A 17515-nucleotide genomic window follows, 5' to 3' on the forward strand; every position below is an offset into this window, starting at 1 on the left:
CCGTATCAGGTCCGGGCTTTGAGATAAGAATCATAGTCAGGAATGACAATCTCTGACGTTTGGGCAATCTGCTCAGATGAGAAAATAAAGTCAGCACTGGCCCGGTTAATTGCAACCGGGATGTTCCATACGGTTGCAATTCTGAGTAAGGCTTTCACATCCGGATCATGCGGTACTGCATTCAGTGGATCCCAGAAGAAGACTAATACGTCAATTTTACACTCAGAAATCATCGCCCCAATTTGCTGATCACCACCCATTGGGCCACTAATCATCGGCTCAATTTCAAGTCCGGTTTCTTTGGCTAATAAATGCCCGGTTGTTCCGGTTGCGTATAATTGATGTCGGGATAATTGTTCGAGGTTCTCTTTGACCCAGGATAAAAGACTGGCTTTGCAATGGTCATGTGCGACAAGCGCGATGCTTTTACGCGCTTCAATGGTTCTTTGAGTTGTTTGCATGAATAAGTTCTCATGTGTGTGAACGGCTTACGCCCAAATTTGCTTTCCGGCTGCTTGGGTATTTATAAAAATATATATAATAGGAATTAGATAAATGAATCAATTAATTTTCATGAGAACTGAGAATCGGGTCTGATCCAGTTATGTGTAAAAAGAAAAGTGTGATAAGCAGAAAAAGTGATAAAAAACAGCGTATACCCAAATAACCCTTCATCTTCAGGTTGATTGGGTATCATAATAAAGAAACAGGAAAATAAATTCGGGCATTATTGCTGTTTTTCTTAACTTCTGACGGGAGCATAATAAGGCTCCCCTGTCAGATATACTCAGGCATCCTGTCTCTTCCGGTTGTTTGAGTATAGATTTATTATGCTTTTGATTTTACAACCGTATTTCTGTTGAAATACGGTTTTTTTCGCCGTACTGTTGTGGGTCAACAAGCACTGGGCTCTTCATGTTCAAGACTAAATTGGTACCCTTCAGGAATCACCACAATTCCCTTTTCTGAGATATGAAATTTTTTACCGTCTTCGGCCAGGTTGACACCAACTTTTGTATATGGCGGCACGCTAACGTGTTTATCAATAATACATTTTCTCAACTGGCAGCCTTCTCCGATATCGACATCATCAAAAATAATACTGTCAACGATGGTTGCTCCATCACGGATTTTTACATCGGATGAAATAATCGAGTGTTGTACTGAGCCACCGGAATTAATGACACCATTTGCAATGATTGAGTTAATGAAGATACCTTCATTTCCGGTTGCTGATGAAACGGTCCGGGCCGGCGGAAACTGAGGCTCATAAGTCCGGATAGTCCAGTCTTTCTGATACAGATTCATCGGAGGAAGTGGTTCAAGCAAATCCATATTGGCGTCATAATAGGAATCAATTGTTCCGACATCCCGCCAGTATAAATCCCGCGCCACCCGTCCTTTATCACCACAGAAGTGATAAGCATAAACCTGATTAGTTGTGATTAATTCCGGAATAATGTCATTACCGAAATCATGACTGGAACTATTTTTTTCAGAGTCTTCAGTCAGTGCACTTTGGAGTGTGTCCATATTAAAGATGTAAATCCCCATAGACACCAGACTGCGGGTTGGATCTGAAGGCATAGACGGCGGATCTGCCGGTTTTTCTATGAACTCTGAGATTTGTCCGTTGGCCTGCGTTTTGATCACGCCAAAAGGACAGGCTTCTTCACGGGGGACGCTCATACAGGCAATGGTCAGCTTCGCCTCGTTTACAATATGCTGTTCAAGCATCGGGGCGTAATCCATACGGTAAATGTGATCACCGGAAAGTACGACCACATATTTTGCGTCGCTGCGCGATAAGAGCCACATATTGTGGAAAATCGCATCGGCGGTGCCTTCATACCATTTTCCTCCTTTACGCATCTGAGGCGGAACTGCGGTGATGTAGTCTCCCAGTTCAGGATTAAACACCGACCAGCCATCCCGCAAATGCTTTTGTAAAGAGTGAGACTTATACTGGGTTAAAACCAGTATTTGTCTTAATCCTGAATGTAAACAATTAGTCAGTGTGAAGTCGATGATCCGGTATTTACCACCGAAAGGAACCGCTGGTTTGGCGCGATCATCTGTAAGGGGGGAAAGCCGGGAACCAACACCGCCAGCAAGAATGACGGTTAATGTCTTTTGCATCTTTTTTCTCCCTGAAGTTAGTGCGCTCTGCTTTCAGTATAGAGTGCATATTCAGGGTTTCGCCAGAACAAAAATTGTAGTCAGTTTAGATATTTATACCCAAGCAACCTGAACCCTGCATCTTCAGGTTGCTTTGGTATATCCCTGGTTGATCTGAATCATGCCTGAGCCCGGCAGAAGTGACCTGATCCAGACATCATCCGGGAGATTTCAGTATACTATACCCAAATGACTTCAAGATGCAGGATTCAGAGCTTCATCAACAGGCTCAGTTCAAGGAAAATAACCGAAGGAATGATGACGCCTTTCGAGGTTGTTTGACGCAGAAATGAACCTGTTGATGCGCTCCCGAAGGGCGGGATTGATTGGCGCCTGTCCTGCGTGACTGATTTTCAACGCAGAATGACTCTGTTTACAAATCAGTGCCTTGCTCAGAAACCAATTCATTCTCGCTGAACATGCATCCTGAGGTCACTTGGGTATATACCCAAACAACCTGAATATTGAGGTTGCTTGAGTGTATGTTGCAGATCTGAACTGATAGTTAAGTCATATGTCCGGCTGCCGATAAGATAAATGTATAAAGCATTCAGGAATTGAGAAAAATATGAAAAAAGTGCTCATGATTTTGATTTTACTTTTGGGAATCGGTGGTGCCGGAGCTGGTTATTACCTGTTTTTTATGAAATCGCCGGAGAAACCGGCAGATGCAACAACGATTGAAAAGCCTGAAGTTAAAAAAACAGCCACAGCAGAGACGGAGCCGCAAAAGCCTGTTAATACAAAATTTTTTGTGAATGAGCATAAATTGCCCGTTCGCAATGAACGAAGTGATGATGCTTATCCGGTCCGTTATTTATATAAAGGTAACCAGGTCATTGTGCTTGAGCAAAAAGAAGGATGGGGCCGGATTTCGAGATATTTTGTCTATGAGGAAGGCGGACCTGAAGTTGCTGAATGGGTTTCTATGCAGGGATTGAGCGAAACCAGGCCAGTTATCTCTAAAGCAGAAAAAGAAGAAATATTAACAGCCTATATTAATAAATCTGATGATTTAAAACTATATCAAGAAAAATTTATCCAGGTGACGGGTAAATTAATCGATGAGAAAATTTGCACACCTGAAGATTTCGATGAATTGAAAGGATGGGTTCGCTCGGTTAAATATAAAAACAGAAATGTGTATTTTATTTATTGTGGTGGTTTGAAAGTAGCGGATAAAATATATCTGGATGTCAATAGTGGTGAAATTTTCTACCAGTAATCAATATATTTAGCTAATACGAAATATATAATAACCAGAATCATTTAATGATTAAAATTGTCATTAAATGATTCTGTTTTTTTATTAAATTTTTATGAATGTGAAATTCGTTCCTTTTTAACTCATTGATTTTATGATGTTTGTCGATATTTCTCCTCTGCCAACAATCTATTATTTCCTGTTAAAACAATACCTTATATTTTAAGTGTTAATTCCATCCATTAAATGTGTCTGTTTTTGAGATTTCGATCAAGTTTGCAAAATAATGTCCGTTATTAATTTGAAATGTCCCGATCTTGAATTAGCTTAAATGTGACGGCAATAATCTTTTTATTTCAAGCGCTTTTAAAAAAACTTAATTATTTTGTCGGTTGGTGATCAAATATATTTGACACCTTTCATTATAAAAACTATTGAATTTGTTATATGAAATGGAGTCTTTAATGGACAAAATCGCTTTAATTACCGGATCAGAAGGTGGTATTGGATCAGCAATTACCAGTCAGCTTGTAAAAGATGGTTTTCGTGTTATTGCTGCTTATTACACGGGGTGTTATGACGCTGCATTAAAAATATTTAATGACAATGGATTCACAGATAAACAAGTGCGTTTATTCGAAATAGATGTAACAAATACGGCTGAATGTTTTGAAAAACTTGGAGCGCTTCTCGAAGAAGAAGGTCATATTGACGTAGTTGTCAATAATGCGGGGATTACCCGTGATGGTTTGTTTAAAAAAATGCCTGCAGAGAACTGGCTGGATGTAATCAATACAAATTTGAATAGTGTCTATAACGTGACCCGTCCGTTATTTGGTGCGATGTGTGAACGAAAATCAGGCCGTGTGGTGAACATTTCATCTGTGAATGGTCTGAAAGGACAATTCGGTCAGGCAAACTATTCAGCAGCGAAAGCCGGCATGATCGGTTTTTCAAAAGCGCTGGCAGCAGAAGGTGCAAGAGACGGTGTGACTGTGAATGTCATTGCTCCCGGATACACAGGAACACCAATGGTTGAAAAAATGAAACCTGAGGTACTGGATTCTATCGTTCAACAGGTTCCGATGAAACGCCTTGCCAAACCGGAAGAAATTGCCAAAGCAATCAGCTTCCTGGTGAGTGAAGATGCGGCGTACATTACAGGTGCGACTCTGTCCGTTAACGGCGGCTTGTACATGAGCTAAGTGAGAGAGGCGTTTACTGATGGAAAAAGTATATATCGTTGCGGCAAAACGTTCCGCACTTGGCTCCTTTGGGGGCAGTCTGAAAGGGGTTGGCGTTGGTCAGCTTGCTGCTACTGTCATTAAAGGCGCGATGGATTCAGCTAAGTTAGATCCGGCAGTCGTAGATGAGGTCATTCTTGGTAATGTTGTCAGTGCTGGTCAGGGAATGGGCGTTGCCCGTCAGGCTTCACTGTATGCCGGCATTCCTCATACGGTTCCGGCGTATGCCATCAATATGGTATGTGGTAGTGGCATGCGATCCGTCATGGATGGTGTGAATCACATCAAAGTTGGTGATGCGCAGGTTGTCGTTGCTGCCGGTGCTGAAGTGATGTCTCAAATACCATATGCCATTCCCGCTGGTGTGCGTGACGGACACAAAATGGGCAATATGAACTGTGTTGATTTACTGATTAATGATGGATTAACCGACATATTTAATCAGTACCACATGGGTGTGACAGCTGAAAATATTGCTAAAGAATATGCAATTTCTCGTCAGGAACAGGATGAATTCGCTCTTTCCAGCCAGAAAAAAGCTGTTGCTGCAATAGAAAGCGGAAAGTTTGTTGATGAAATCGTTCCGGTTGAGATTAAAGTAAAACGTGAAACCCGCCTGTTTGACACCGATGAGTATCCCAAAGCGAATACGTCGATGGAAGTTCTGGCGAAACTGCGGCCTGCATTTGATAAAGAAGGCACAGTGACCGCAGGGAATGCGTCGGGCATTAACGACGGAGCAAGTGCGGTAATTCTTGCTTCTGAAAGTGCAGTGAAAAAATATGACCTGGTGCCAATTGCTGAAATTATCAGCTGTGCACAAGGAGGCGTTGATCCAAAAGTCATGGGACTGGGACCGGTTCCAGCAGTAACAAAAGCACTCAGACAAATCGATATGTCATTAACTGATATGGATGTTCTTGAGTTGAATGAAGCTTTTGCGGCGCAGGCTTTAGGGGTTGTGAAAGGTTTGTCGGAGGAGTTTTCTGTTTCTGAAGAAGAGATTCTGAGCAAAGCAAATCTCAACGGTGGTGCAATTGCACTCGGCCATCCTCTGGGCGCATCAGGTAACAGAATATTGGTCTCTCTGGTTCATGAATTGAGAAAGAGAGGGAATCAGTATGGAGTGGCATCACTATGTATCGGCGGTGGAATGGGAACCGCGGTCGTCGTGAAGGCCGTTGGCTAGTTGAAAGGAATAAAATTTTAAAATTTTAGGAGATACATTTATGTATACGGACTTTTTTAAAACATTTACAGATCAAACAGAAAAAACTCTGGAACCATTTTTTAAATTTAACAAAATTCTAACAAAAAATGTTGAAGTACTTACTGAACTTCAGCTTGGGTCAATGCGTGCTTACAGTGATATTGGTTTAACCCAAATGAAAGCCGCAAGTGACGTGAAAGATGCAGCTACACTCGCAGCTTACAGTACACAGCAGTTAACAACATTATCTAAATTGTCTCAACAGATGATCGACGACAGCAACAAGCTGCAGTCGATTGCGAAAGAGTTCAAAGATGATGTTGAAAAATTGACAACTGATAACCTTTCAACAGTCACTCCTGCATAACTCCGTGTATTTTGGCCGCCTTGGGGGGAGGCGGCTCTTTTTTTTAACTAAGGAGTAGGTTTATGTTTCAACACTTCTTTTCGGACTATCTCGTAAAGATTCAGGAAACGAACCAAAAATGGTGGGAAGATCTGGAAACTCAGCGGGAAGTCTTCAATTCGCCCTTGAATAAAGCGATGCAGGAAGTGAACTATGATGATACTGCAAAACTATTTGAGAGGGCTGCCGGCCAGCCAGCTGCATTAATGAATCTGCAGATGGAGTGGTGGAAAAAACAATTAGAAATCTGGCAAAACGTTGTTTTAGCCGGAAAAAAAGAACAGCTGATCGAAGCAGAGCATGGTGATAAACGTTTTTCGGATGACGCATGGAAAGATGAAGCACTTTATAACTTTATCATGCAGTCCTATTTGTTGTTCGGAAAAACATATCTTGACACAATTGATTCAATTGATGGCGTCGATGAAAAAGTCAAAGAACGTATCCGCTTTTTCTCCCGTCAGACAATCAACGCACTTTCACCCAGTAACTTTATTGCAACCAATCCGGAATTACTGAAATTAACAATTGATAGTAACGGTCAGAACCTGATTGATGGTATGGAAGCATTAAAGGAGGATGTTGCGTCGAGTGCGGATATTCTGAAAGTCCGGATGACGAATAACAATGCATTCCGTGTCGGACAAAATGTTGCAACCACGCCAGGTAAAGTTGTTTTTAAAAATGACTTATTCGAGCTGATTCAATATACCCCGATGACAGAGCAGGTGCACAGCACCCCATTGTTAATTGTTCCGCCATTTATCAACAAATACTACATTCTTGACCTTCGGGAAAAGAATTCTATGGTTCGTTGGTTGCTGGAACAAGGCCATAGCGTGTTTATGATGTCCTGGCGAAATCCGGGGCCGGAGCAGGCTGAACTGGGTTATGAAGATTACGTGCTTGACGGTGTCGTAAAGGCCGTGACTGCAGTCGGAGATATTTCCGGCCAGGAGCAGATTAATACAGCTGGTTATTGCATCGGTGGTACTCTGCTGGCAACAACAATGGCTTACTATGCTGCGAAACGGATGAAACGGCGGATTAAGTCAGCTTCATTCTTTACAACCCTGCTTGATTTTACGCTGCCCGGAGAAGTTGGTGTTTACATCAATGATCCGGTGATCAGTGCAATTGAAATGCAAAACTCAGCCAAAGGCTTCATGGATGGCCGCTCCCTCAGCGTGACATTCAGTATGCTCAGAGAAAACAGTCTCTACTGGAATTATTATGTTGATAATTATCTGAAAGGAGCCAATCCGGTTGATTTTGACTTACTCTACTGGAACAGTGACAGTACGAATGTAAGTGCGGCTTGCCATAACTTCCTGTTAAGAGAGCTTTATTTAGAAAATAAACTGATCGAGGAAAAAGGTATCAAAGTCGGTGGTGTCTGGATTGATCTGAGTAAAATCAAAATTCCGAGCTATTTCATTTCTGCCCGGGAAGATCATATTGCATTGTGGGAAGGTACTTACCGTGGTGCGATGAATCTGGGCGGTGATAAAGTCTTTGTGCTTGGTGAATCCGGTCATATTGCCGGTATCATTAATCATCCGGCTAAGAATAAGTACGGTTACTGGGTGAGTGACAAGCTGGAAGCAGAGCCGAAAGACTGGCTTGAACATGCCAAACGAACGGATGGTTCCTGGTGGAGTCACTGGAATGAGTGGCTGGTCAGTTTCTGCGATGAGGAAAAAGTTGAACCATTCCCTGTCGGAGGTGAAGGTTACCCTGTGCTTGGTGAAGCGCCGGGAGATTACGTGAAGCAGGTTCTGCCGGTTGTACCGGAAGAAAAAGCAAAAGCGTCATGACCTTTTCGGTGATGTTGATAAGATGCCGCCTTTACGGGCTAACTCCGATCAGTTAAGTAAATGATCAGTTGAACGATCCTGTGGTTGGTTGAAAATACCCTCAAGCATTTATGTTTGAGGGTATTTTTATGTTGGCTCACTGGCTTATTGATGTTGATGACTTTGCTTCTCCGGAATCTCTTGCACTCTTTCAAAAAGAGCTTCCACTAGAGTGGATAAATCAAGCACTTGATGAAACAAATAAAGCGAGCATGAGGCGGCGAAAGCTACCTGCTGAGCTCGTAGTCTGGCTCGTTGTTGGAATTGGTTTGTACCGTGACCGGCCTATTACTGATGTACTTGATAAATTAGATCTGAAGCTTTCTAATTCTCTGGGAGAGTCCATTGCTCCAAGCGCTATACCCCAAGCAAGAAAGCGATTAACAGCCAAACCTCTCGAAGCCCTATTCTCTTTAACAGCCGAGCATTGGACAGGTGCGGAAGACAATAAAGATACATGGTATGGGCTGAGACTTTTCTCGGTCGATGGCACCCAGTTTAGAACGCATGATACCAGTCCTCTGGCCGAACATTTTCATTACGTTAAACACAGCAAAACTCGCCATACCGAATACCCTATTGTCAGATTATGTGCACTTTGCTCCCTACGCAGCCGTCTACTCTATAATGTTGCTTTTGGCCCAAGTTCTACAGGCGAAGTGAACTATGCAAAGCAGCTCATTCCCTCAGTTCCTGCCAACTCCCTTACTATTTTTGACCGATGCTACCTAAGTGCAGAGCTGATGATTAACTGGTCACGACAACACGGTTCAAGCCATTGGATGACCCCGATAAAATCTAATACTCAGTATGAAGTTATCGAACAGCTGGATGAGGAGGGTCGAGATTTAATAGTGGAGATGAGCGTCTCTCAACATGCATTAAGGCAAGACCCGAGCCTACCTGAAAAATGGCAAGCAAGGCTCGTTCTTTACCCGGAGCAAGAGCAACCCAACCATATCAAAGGGCTCCTTACCTCTCTAACCGACAGCCAGTATAGTCTCCAATCTCTGCTTGATGTCTATTTTGAGCGGTGGGAAGTTGAGAACAGCTACGGCGAAATAAAGCACGATATGCTTGAGGATGAAGTGTTACTGCGAAGCCAGTCAGTTGAGGGAGTGGAACAAGAAATATGGGGAATACTTATCGCCTACAACCTTGTTCGTTTGGAGATAAGCCGTATTGCTAAAGAGGCAGGGGTATCACCTTTGCGGATCAGTTTTATGATGGCGCTTCGAGATATCCAGGACGAGCTCATGTGGTGTGCAATAGCTTCACCAGGCTCGATCCCCAAAAAACTGAGGGCGATGCGTGAACGTGTAAAACGCTACATCTTGCCTGAGCGAAAAAAACGGCCCAAATCAAGGACCGTTCGTATAAGTAAGACCCGCTATCCAGTTCGCTCCAAGCACCTTAAGTGATAGGAGTTAGCCTTTACGGGCGGCTTTTTTGTCCCTGAAAGCTGGTATTCTCCGCGATAAGAAAAGCGAATTATTTTTACAGTTCTCTTCTTTAGGGGATTAATGATAAAATTCCGCCTTTATTTTTTCACTTTGTCTGGTATCGCAGTCTCTTCAGGTCTGCGGTTTTCAGGACGCTTGCTTTTATAAAGTGTGTTTTCAGGCCGTCCGGAATGAACGTCAGACAGAAAAATACCATGAACCCAGGGTTATAATTCAGATGGTTAATAACACAATTCAGTGGTTTCCCGGCCATATGCATAAGGCACGTAAGGAAATCGAAGAAGTGATTCCGCAAATTGATGTCATTATTGAAGTACTGGATGCCCGCATTCCTTTCAGTAGTGAGAATCCGATGATTGCTGAATTAAGAGGAGACCGGCCTTGCGTTAAGGTTTTGAATAAACGGGATCTGGCCGATCCGGAAGTGACCGAATTGTGGATTCATCATCTTGAACAGGAAAGAGGCGTAAAAGCGTTGGCAATTACCACGCAGCACCCTCAGGAAGTTCATAAAATCATGGAGTTGTGCCGGAAACTAGCCCCGCACCGCGAAGAGATTGGCAAAAATATCCGCACTATGATTATGGGAATTCCTAATGTGGGTAAATCGACTATTATTAATACCTTAGCCGGCCGGACGATTGCTCAAACGGGTAACCAGCCTGCCGTAACCCGTCGTCAGCAACGGATCAATCTGCAAAACGGGATTGTGTTATCCGACACCCCGGGGATTCTGTGGCCAAAAGTTTCAAACCCGCATTCCGGGTTTCGTCTGGCAGCGACCGGTGCAATCAAAGATACGGCCATGGAGTATGAAGATGTTGCATTTTATACGGTGGAATACCTTGCAGCGGCTTACCCGGAATTATTAAAAAGTCGCTATTTGATTGAGGAAACCCCTGAAAGTGATATTGAATGGCTTGAAGCCATCGGTCGAAAGCGGGGTGCATTGCGTGCCGGTGGACGGATTGATCTGCATAAAGCCTCGGAAATTCTGTTGCATGAACTTCGTTCCGGAACAATTGGTGGTATCACGCTGGAAAGGCCGGAAATGATTGATCAGGAACTGATCGATGCTGAGCGGGAAGAACTCAGAAAATCGGAAGAAAAAGCGAAAAGAAAAGAAGAACGCAGAAAACGCTATTTAAAAAATAAGCGCTGATGTTGTTGCCTGATTTATTCCGGAGAAACGAACTGATGCTGGCTGTTTCTCCGGAACATCAATTAAACGCTGATGATTTCAATTCGTTGTCAGCCAGTCATTTGAGCAATCTTTAACAGGATTTGCTCCAGTTCATCCCACGGCATTAATTGCGAATCAATCACTTCAATCCGGGATTCAAACCCTTCCAGACTCATTTCATTCACAGTAATCATTTGCTGATGAACGTTAAATGAATAACAGCCTTTATCCGTATTGATGACCGCTTTAACCCGTTCGGCAGTCAGTTCACTCAGCATAGAGAACAGCACGTCAAACGAGAAAATCAATTCAGCGCCAAAAATCCAGCCACAACTGAAATAGCCTTCTCCCTTGTTTTCTTTACGGATAAATTTCTGATCCGGTGCCAGTTCAAATTCCGGCTCCAAAAGATGATGATGGTGGTGATGAGTTTCTTTACTTTGATCGCCGGACAACAGTGGTTCCATCTCCAGTAACTCAGGTGACAATTGCCCGTCTTGGATCAGCTGTGTGAGAATTTTTTTGGGGGTCTGTTGGGCTGTCCAGTGACTGAAGTTGTCACGATCTTCAACCTGACACAAGTCATCTTTATTGCCGATTACAATGTCAGCGCAGGCCAGCTGATCGCGAAAGTTTTGGTGAGACGTATATTGCGGGTCACTGAAACAGCGAGGATCAACCAGTGCAATTGTTGCCTTCAACTCAATATAAGGCTGATATTGCTCAGATTGCAGAATGGAGATTACTTCTTTTGGATGTCCTAATCCGGTCGGCTCAATCAGTAACCGATCCGGTTTCTGACGCAGTAGTGCGGTCAGGCCTACTGACATCGGAACACCGGCTGTACAACACATACAGCCTCCGGGAACTTCTTTGACAATCGCATCCTGTTCTGAAAGCAATGCACCATCGATACCGATCTCCCCGAATTCATTGACTAAAATGGCCCAGTTTTCATGGGCGGGCTTATTTTTCAACAGGTGAAGAATCGCAGTTGTTTTTCCTGTACCCAGAAATCCTGTGATGATGTTGACAGGGACACGTTGCGTCATAATACTGGCTCCGAATGACATAAAATTATCCCGCAGTATATACCCAAACAATCTGAAGATGCAGGTTTCAGTGAGATTTGTCAGGCTCTGAGACAAGGCTCTGATTTGAAGGAGCATGATTCATGGTTTGCCGGAACGGCCTGTCACACGGGCTCTGATCCGGTTTAAAACCCGGCAGGATAGTGAATTTCATCCGGTATCAATGTAAAAGGCGTGCTATCATAGCACGCCAGTTTTCCCGCGACTCACATCGTAAGCTTGCGTTTGGTTTGTCTTCAGACACCAACTGATTGCGGGACGATCTTCAGTATTACACTGTCACCTGATTGTCCGTAAGGCTATTCTTTCCTCCGTTATGAGATGTTTTGCCTTACACGTTAATTATGGTACAGAATCGGGATAAAACAAGTGACTGTTTCCCGGTACAAGAGTAAGTTGTTAATACCATTACCTATTAAATGTGAAATACAACATTTCATTATTGATTCTTTGGCTGGCTTATCTGATGCGTATAATCACGCTCGTCGAGATGTCACTTTTTATGTATTTCCTGTCTGTGAGGCCCGTTTTTATGTCCAAAAGAGAGAATTTTAAACCTTCTATGCTTGCAAAAGTTCCAAAAGATGCAATTAATCAATTTCTCTCTAAGGATAAAACGCCGGTTTCTGTTCTTTGTCTGTCCGTGCTTGTCGGGATTTTTGCCGGTTTTGTCGGTACCTATTTTGAACTGGGTGTTCACTTTGTATCCGAAACCCGGACCAAGTGGCTGATCAGCGAAATCAGCCATGTGCTGCCTTTGTGGCTGGCTGCATTTCTGATCAGTGCTGCACTTGCATTCGTCGGTTATTACCTGGTACACAGGTTTGCTCCGGAAGCTGCCGGTTCAGGGATTCCGGAAATTGAAGGGGCAATGGATGGCATGCGCCCGGTACGGTGGTGGCGGGTTTTACCGGTCAAATTTATCGGTGGTCTGGGTGCGTTAGGCTCCGGGATGGTCTTAGGCAGAGAAGGGCCGACAGTCCAGATGGGCGGTGCAATTGGCCGGATGGTTTCTGATTTGTTCCATGTGAAGAATAATGATACGAAGCACACATTGCTGGCATCCGGTGCGGCTGGTGGTCTGGCGGCAGCATTCAATGCACCACTGGCCGGGATTTTATTTGTTGTGGAAGAGATGCGGCCGCAGTTTCGTTACTCCCTGATTTCTATCAAAGCTGTGATTATCGCTTCCGTTTCTTCCAACATCGTTTTCAGGCTCATTAACGGGCAAGATGCGGTTATTTCAATGCCTCAGTACGATGCGCCGGAAGTCAAAACATTATGGTTATTCTTATTGCTTGGCGTGTTGTTTGGTATTTTCGGGGTGTTCTTTAACCGGCTGGTCACCTTTTTTCAGGACATCTTTGTCAAAATTCACAAGAATGACCGCAAACGTTATTTACTGGTTGGCTCGTTACTGGGCGGCTGTTTTGGTCTGACGCTGCTGTATATTCCGGAATTAACCAGCGGCGGTATTTTTCTGATCCCGATTATTACCAAAGGCGGTTACTCAGCTGAAATTCTGTTATTGCTGTTCCTGGGCCGGATTCTGACGACTATGCTGTGTTTCGGTTCAGGAGCTCCGGGCGGAATTTTTGCGCCGATGCTGGGCCTTGGAACCTTGTTTGGTTACGCTTTCGGCTTAATTGCTGCCAGTGCCTTTCCTGAATTATCGATTGATCCGGGTACATTTGCGATTGCCGGAATGGGGGCTCTGTTTGCCGCCACGGTTCGTGCTCCGATTACCGGGATTATTCTCGTGATTGAGATGACCAATAATTATTATCTGATTTTACCTTTAATTATTACTGCACTTGGTGCGGTGGTCTTTGCGCAGTTGCTGGGCGGAGAGCCGATATACAGTCAGCTGCTGCACCGGACACTGAAAAACGATAAGTTGCGTCAGCAGGATTTACCGCCGCAGGAAAATGGGGCAGCTTCATAACTTTATAAACGCTTTGATCAAAAAATCCGCCGGAATGGCGGATTTTTTTCATCAGACCAAATGTAAGAATGATTACATTTCTTTGATCGATGGAATATAACCGTATTCCAGTACCAAATCCCGCACATGATCTGATTTCAGATACTTAGTAAACTGATTCGTCTCTTTGCTGACTTTTTCCGGATAGTGAAGAATCAGAAAAGGTCTGGATAGCTGGTACTTGCCGTTAGAAATATTTTCCGGCGTGGCTTTGATACCTTCAAATGTTAAGGCTTTGACTGAACGATCGACTGAGCCGGTCGAAATAAAACCGATGGCCTGTGCATTATGAGTGACCAGTGATTTCACCATGCTGTTACTATTGACGACCAGATTGTTCGGGCTGATATCTGAAACCAGCCGGTTATTCACCACCCGGGTTAAACCCAGCAGACTCTCAAAACTAAAGCGGGAGCCGGAAGAGGCTTCACGGGTGACAACAGCAATCTTTTGGTCGTTGCCTCCGACTGCTTTCCAGTTAGAAATCTGGCCCTTGTAGATTTTGTAAATCTGTTCCCGGGTCAGGTTTTTAATCGGATTTGCCAGGTTCACAACGATCGCCAGCCCATCATAAGCCAGCAACTGAACTTCAAGCTTACTGTCCAGTTCAATCTCGGTCATATAGCGTGAACTCATTGCCACATCGGCAACCCCTTTTTTGATCAGGGTAATACCAGCGGTAGAGCCAACACCCTGAACGGCAATATAACTGTTCGGGTGAGTCGCGTTATAATCTTCTGCCAGTACATCCATGATTCGGGCAACTGAAGTTGAGCCGGAAACAGTAATTTCTTCGGCCGTGGCCTGAGAGGTAACAGCCGTACTGATCATTAAAGTACTGAGCAAGAGATTAAATAACAAACGCAGCATAGTTGACTCCATATATTGATAGAAGAAAGCATATTATGAGTATTTGATGACACTTTTGTGACGAAGTCTGTGCCATGCCGTTATTTTTCAACAGATTGTCAGGATTGTTTATCGAGTTCATGCACCAGATCGTTTATACTCATTTTATTGACTATTATGCGTTTTTCGCGATTTTGTTCCGGTTTTATCCTGTGGAATCTGACGTGAACAGCGGTAACCGTCAAATGATATATACCCAAGCAACCTGAAGATGCATGATTCAGCTCACGACCTGCGGGTGAGTTTGTCAGGCTCTGAGACCTGAATCTTCAGGTTGTTTGGGTACATCAACGTTTAATCAGAGGATAATGAAAGAATGACCGTCGTCGTTAATTTACTGCAGCGTCAAATTGAGCACCGGGCGACACTCGTTTGTGAAAACCGTAATAAAGGGTTGCCGGTAGGGATTGGCAAAGCAGGGTTTGAGCCGGTAACCAATGGTGTGAAGTTCATTTATTCTCATTACAAACTGGATTCGAGTCACTGCGATTATGCGGTTCCCGTTGCCAGAATTCAGTGGGAATCTTCATCAAGCCATTGGGTGCTTTCAGTCCCTGATGAAGTGGATAACAATATCTGGATTCCCTATCCGTATCTTGAGCGAAGTGTTGACCTGACTGCTCTTATCCGCGAAATCGAAAAAGATCCGAAATCGTTTTTCTGGTCTTAAACACTTAACCTTCCATAAAAACTCACATGGCCGATGCGGTGATGTGAGTTTTATCTTTTCTGCCTTTATTTGTGTATTCAACATGAAGTCTGCCATTCCGGTTCACCGAGTCCATTCGGTGATTTTTCAATGGTATTTTTTTCTGCCTTCGCTTAATAAATCAATCACATATAGAAGGTGATTCTAATAAGTCAAGTCATATTTTTGTAATAATTCTTGTCATTGATTCAGGTTTTCAATAAAATAGCTGACATAACAATCAATTTATGCTGTTGATTGAGTATTAATAATTAAAAATGAATCAGTCAATCATGACTGAAATTATGAATTTCGTTTGTTTGGTGTTAGGTAGTTTTAATTAATCTATGAAACTTGTCGTTTTACTGACTGGCTTGTCAGGGCTTGTGTTTTGCCCGTTGTCTGTTTTTGCTCAAAATATGTCCTCTCCGGAGGCGCCACATATTCGTTCGGAAATCGAACGGGAGCAGGCGCAACGGCTGGAGCAAATTCAGGATGCAAAGCGCGAACTTCAGCAACTTCAATCTGTCCCTGTGATTCCCCAGCCAGCCGTTGAGCAGGACAAACAGTGCTTTCCGGTGGAAAAAATCAGTTTTTCCGGGCAATCCGTGTTTAACAGGGAACAGCTTCTTGCCTTTACCGGTTTTGAGCCTGCCTGTATTGGCCTGCCACAAATTAATGAATATTTACGCCGGATAACCAACCAGTATATTGCCGCGGGTTACATGACGTCCCGTGCATTTCTGGTGCCTCAGGATCTGACGACGAAAGAGTTAAAGATACTGATTCTGGAAGGCAAGCTGGAAAGTCTGCTGTTTAATGGCAAACCGCAAAGCTTTCTTCATTTTGCGTTTCCTTTCCTGACCGGAAAAATTCTTAACCTGCGTGAAATTGAGCAGGGGCTGGATCAGGTGAACCGTTTATCCCGCTATAACGCACAAATCAAATTACTGCCCGGTACGAAAACAGGCTTCAGCATTGTTGATATCCAAACGCAGCCCGGTCACTGGCTGAATGGTTCTCTGGGTGTGAATAATGTCGGGCAGGAATCAACTGGTGAAGAGCAGCTGAACACGACACTGAATGCTGAAAATATTATCGGTATTCTCGATCAATGGTCGCTGTCCGGCAGTAAAAGCAGTGGCTGGAGTCAGCACCATGATGCCCAAAGCCTGAGCCTGAATGTTGATATCCCGTATGGTGGCTGGAATTTGAATTACCGCACCACTTACAGCGATTACACCAACATTTTTACAAAGAATGACTTTCGTTTTGATACCAATGGCAGCACAAGCAGTCACGATCTGGCGGTGAAGTGGCTTTTTCACCGCAATGCTGTCAGCAAATCCTCTTTCACGCTGGGAATCAATCACCGGCGTGAGAAAAACTACTTCTTAAATACGCTGTTGACGACGACATCCCGCAATTTGTCATCAGCGTTCCTTTCTTTTGATTACAGCACCCGGATCGGGCGCGGCTTTTTGACCCTTTCACCCCGGCTGACACTGGGGACAGACTGGTTTGGCGGTGAAGATGACCGGCGAAAATCACCGGGTGCGCCAAGGGCACAATTTCTCAAGCATACCCTGACGGGCAGTTATACCTGGCCGGTCAATCCTTCACTGAGCCTGACTTCAACCATTTTCGGGCAGTGGAGTGATGACACCCTGTATGGCGGTCAGCGTGTGGGGATTGGCGGGCAATATTCTGTGCGCGGCTTTAAAGATGCGTCTATCTCCGGCGACAGCGGCTACTACTGGCGAAATGATGCGATCTGGCAAATGGGGCAGTTACCTTATCTTGGGCAGATGAGCCTTCAGTGGGCAATCGACACCGGCAGTATTGTAAAGGATAAGCGTGACCGTTTTGAACGGGGATCACTGCTCGGGACCAGCCTGGCTTTACAAACCCGCTCAGAGCACCTGAGCAGCCGTTTGTCTGTGGGGACGCCGCTCGCTTCTCCGGGCAGACTGGATGCCGATGACTATGTCCTTTATTACCAAATGTCGATGGCATTTTAGTCTGGTCTGAAGCAGATCCCGGCGAAATATAATTTAAAACGAACGGCTTAACAATTATTCCGGTTTTGTATAACGAGT

At 44.1% G+C, this 17515-nt stretch carries 13 protein-coding genes and 1 pseudogene; 10 read left to right on the plus strand and 4 right to left on the minus strand.

Annotation, left to right across the window (positions count from 1 at the left end):
* Positions 1–5: 5 nt before the first annotated feature.
* Both OC443_RS20910 and glgC read right to left on the minus strand, forming a co-directional pair.
* The gene (locus OC443_RS20910; RefSeq protein ID WP_073580465.1) at positions 6–461 is read right to left on the minus strand and encodes a methylglyoxal synthase; all 456 of its coding nucleotides are present in this window, start codon (positions 459–461) and stop codon (positions 6–8) included.
* A gap of 433 nt (positions 462–894) precedes the next feature.
* Positions 895–2145: pseudogene (gene glgC / locus OC443_RS20915) on the minus strand (glucose-1-phosphate adenylyltransferase); the annotation flags it as partial.
* 601 nt (positions 2146–2746) lie between these two features.
* Between glgC and OC443_RS20920 the strand changes: the two are divergent.
* From OC443_RS20920 to ylqF, 7 genes are all read left to right on the plus strand, one after another.
* Positions 2747–3403, plus strand: a complete 657-nt coding sequence (locus tag OC443_RS20920) for a hypothetical protein (protein WP_073580469.1) — start codon at positions 2747–2749, stop codon at positions 3401–3403.
* 443 nt (positions 3404–3846) lie between these two features.
* Positions 3847–4587: an SDR family oxidoreductase gene (locus tag OC443_RS20925; protein ID WP_073580471.1), complete on the plus strand. Its 741-nt coding sequence runs from the start codon at positions 3847–3849 to the stop codon at positions 4585–4587.
* 19 nt (positions 4588–4606) lie between these two features.
* A complete protein-coding gene (locus tag OC443_RS20930; RefSeq protein WP_073580473.1) occupies positions 4607–5815 on the plus strand; it encodes an acetyl-CoA C-acetyltransferase in 1209 nt (402 codons plus the stop codon).
* Positions 5816–5855: 40 nt separating this feature from the next.
* Entirely contained in the window at positions 5856–6203 is a 348-nt protein-coding gene (locus OC443_RS20935) for a phasin family protein (RefSeq protein WP_073580475.1), read from the plus strand.
* 62 nt (positions 6204–6265) lie between these two features.
* Positions 6266–8059, plus strand: a complete 1794-nt coding sequence (phaC, locus tag OC443_RS20940; RefSeq protein ID WP_073580477.1) for a class I poly(R)-hydroxyalkanoic acid synthase — start codon at positions 6266–6268, stop codon at positions 8057–8059.
* A 128-nt stretch (positions 8060–8187) separates the two neighbouring features.
* Positions 8188–9519 carry an IS4 family transposase gene (locus OC443_RS20945; RefSeq protein WP_073586003.1) on the plus strand — a complete coding sequence of 444 codons (1332 nt, stop codon included), beginning with the start codon at positions 8188–8190 and terminating at the stop codon, positions 9517–9519.
* Between the two features lie 259 nt (positions 9520–9778).
* On the plus strand, positions 9779–10723 hold the full coding sequence (gene ylqF, locus OC443_RS20950; protein WP_073584841.1) for a ribosome biogenesis GTPase YlqF: 945 nt from the start codon (positions 9779–9781) through the stop codon (positions 10721–10723).
* 89 nt (positions 10724–10812) lie between these two features.
* On the opposite strand, the gene OC443_RS20955 is transcribed toward ylqF, so the two are convergent.
* A complete protein-coding gene (locus OC443_RS20955; protein ID WP_073584839.1) occupies positions 10813–11796 on the minus strand; it encodes a CobW family GTP-binding protein in 984 nt (327 codons plus the stop codon).
* A 571-nt stretch (positions 11797–12367) separates the two neighbouring features.
* Between OC443_RS20955 and clcA the strand changes: the two genes are divergently transcribed.
* A complete protein-coding gene (clcA, locus tag OC443_RS20960; RefSeq protein ID WP_073584837.1) occupies positions 12368–13780 on the plus strand; it encodes a H(+)/Cl(-) exchange transporter ClcA in 1413 nt (470 codons plus the stop codon).
* Positions 13781–13852: 72 nt separating this feature from the next.
* On the opposite strand, the gene OC443_RS20965 is transcribed toward clcA, so the two are convergent.
* Entirely contained in the window at positions 13853–14689 is an 837-nt protein-coding gene (locus tag OC443_RS20965) for a phosphate ABC transporter substrate-binding protein (protein ID WP_073584835.1), read from the minus strand.
* A 355-nt stretch (positions 14690–15044) separates the two neighbouring features.
* On the opposite strand from OC443_RS20965, the gene OC443_RS20970 reads away from it, so the two are divergent.
* Positions 15045–15398, plus strand: a complete 354-nt coding sequence (locus OC443_RS20970) for a DUF3024 domain-containing protein (protein WP_073584833.1) — start codon at positions 15045–15047, stop codon at positions 15396–15398.
* 365 nt (positions 15399–15763) lie between these two features.
* Entirely contained in the window at positions 15764–17437 is a 1674-nt protein-coding gene (locus tag OC443_RS20975) for a ShlB/FhaC/HecB family hemolysin secretion/activation protein (protein WP_073584831.1), read from the plus strand.
* Positions 17438–17515: the final 78 nt, after the last annotated feature.

Source organism: Vibrio quintilis (assembly GCF_024529975.1).
GTDB lineage: Bacteria > Pseudomonadota > Gammaproteobacteria > Enterobacterales > Vibrionaceae > Vibrio > Vibrio quintilis.

What these genes read in the sequence shown, in the direction of transcription:
- OC443_RS20910 (WP_073580465.1), bottom strand. Translation starts at nt 461, where the DNA reads ATGCAAACAACTCAAAGAACCATTGAAGCGCGTAAAAGCATCGCGCTT.
- OC443_RS20920 (WP_073580469.1), top strand. Translation starts at nt 2,747, where the DNA reads ATGAAAAAAGTGCTCATGATTTTGATTTTACTTTTGGGAATCGGTGGT.
- OC443_RS20925 (WP_073580471.1), top strand. Translation starts at nt 3,847, where the DNA reads ATGGACAAAATCGCTTTAATTACCGGATCAGAAGGTGGTATTGGATCA.
- OC443_RS20930 (WP_073580473.1), top strand. Translation starts at nt 4,607, where the DNA reads ATGGAAAAAGTATATATCGTTGCGGCAAAACGTTCCGCACTTGGCTCC.
- OC443_RS20935 (WP_073580475.1), top strand. Translation starts at nt 5,856, where the DNA reads ATGTATACGGACTTTTTTAAAACATTTACAGATCAAACAGAAAAAACT.
- phaC (WP_073580477.1), top strand. Translation starts at nt 6,266, where the DNA reads ATGTTTCAACACTTCTTTTCGGACTATCTCGTAAAGATTCAGGAAACG.
- OC443_RS20945 (WP_073586003.1), top strand. Translation starts at nt 8,188, where the DNA reads ATGTTGGCTCACTGGCTTATTGATGTTGATGACTTTGCTTCTCCGGAA.
- ylqF (WP_073584841.1), top strand. Translation starts at nt 9,779, where the DNA reads ATGGTTAATAACACAATTCAGTGGTTTCCCGGCCATATGCATAAGGCA.
- OC443_RS20955 (WP_073584839.1), bottom strand. Translation starts at nt 11,796, where the DNA reads ATGACGCAACGTGTCCCTGTCAACATCATCACAGGATTTCTGGGTACA.
- clcA (WP_073584837.1), top strand. Translation starts at nt 12,368, where the DNA reads ATGTCCAAAAGAGAGAATTTTAAACCTTCTATGCTTGCAAAAGTTCCA.
- OC443_RS20965 (WP_073584835.1), bottom strand. Translation starts at nt 14,689, where the DNA reads ATGCTGCGTTTGTTATTTAATCTCTTGCTCAGTACTTTAATGATCAGT.
- OC443_RS20970 (WP_073584833.1), top strand. Translation starts at nt 15,045, where the DNA reads ATGACCGTCGTCGTTAATTTACTGCAGCGTCAAATTGAGCACCGGGCG.
- OC443_RS20975 (WP_073584831.1), top strand. Translation starts at nt 15,764, where the DNA reads ATGAAACTTGTCGTTTTACTGACTGGCTTGTCAGGGCTTGTGTTTTGC.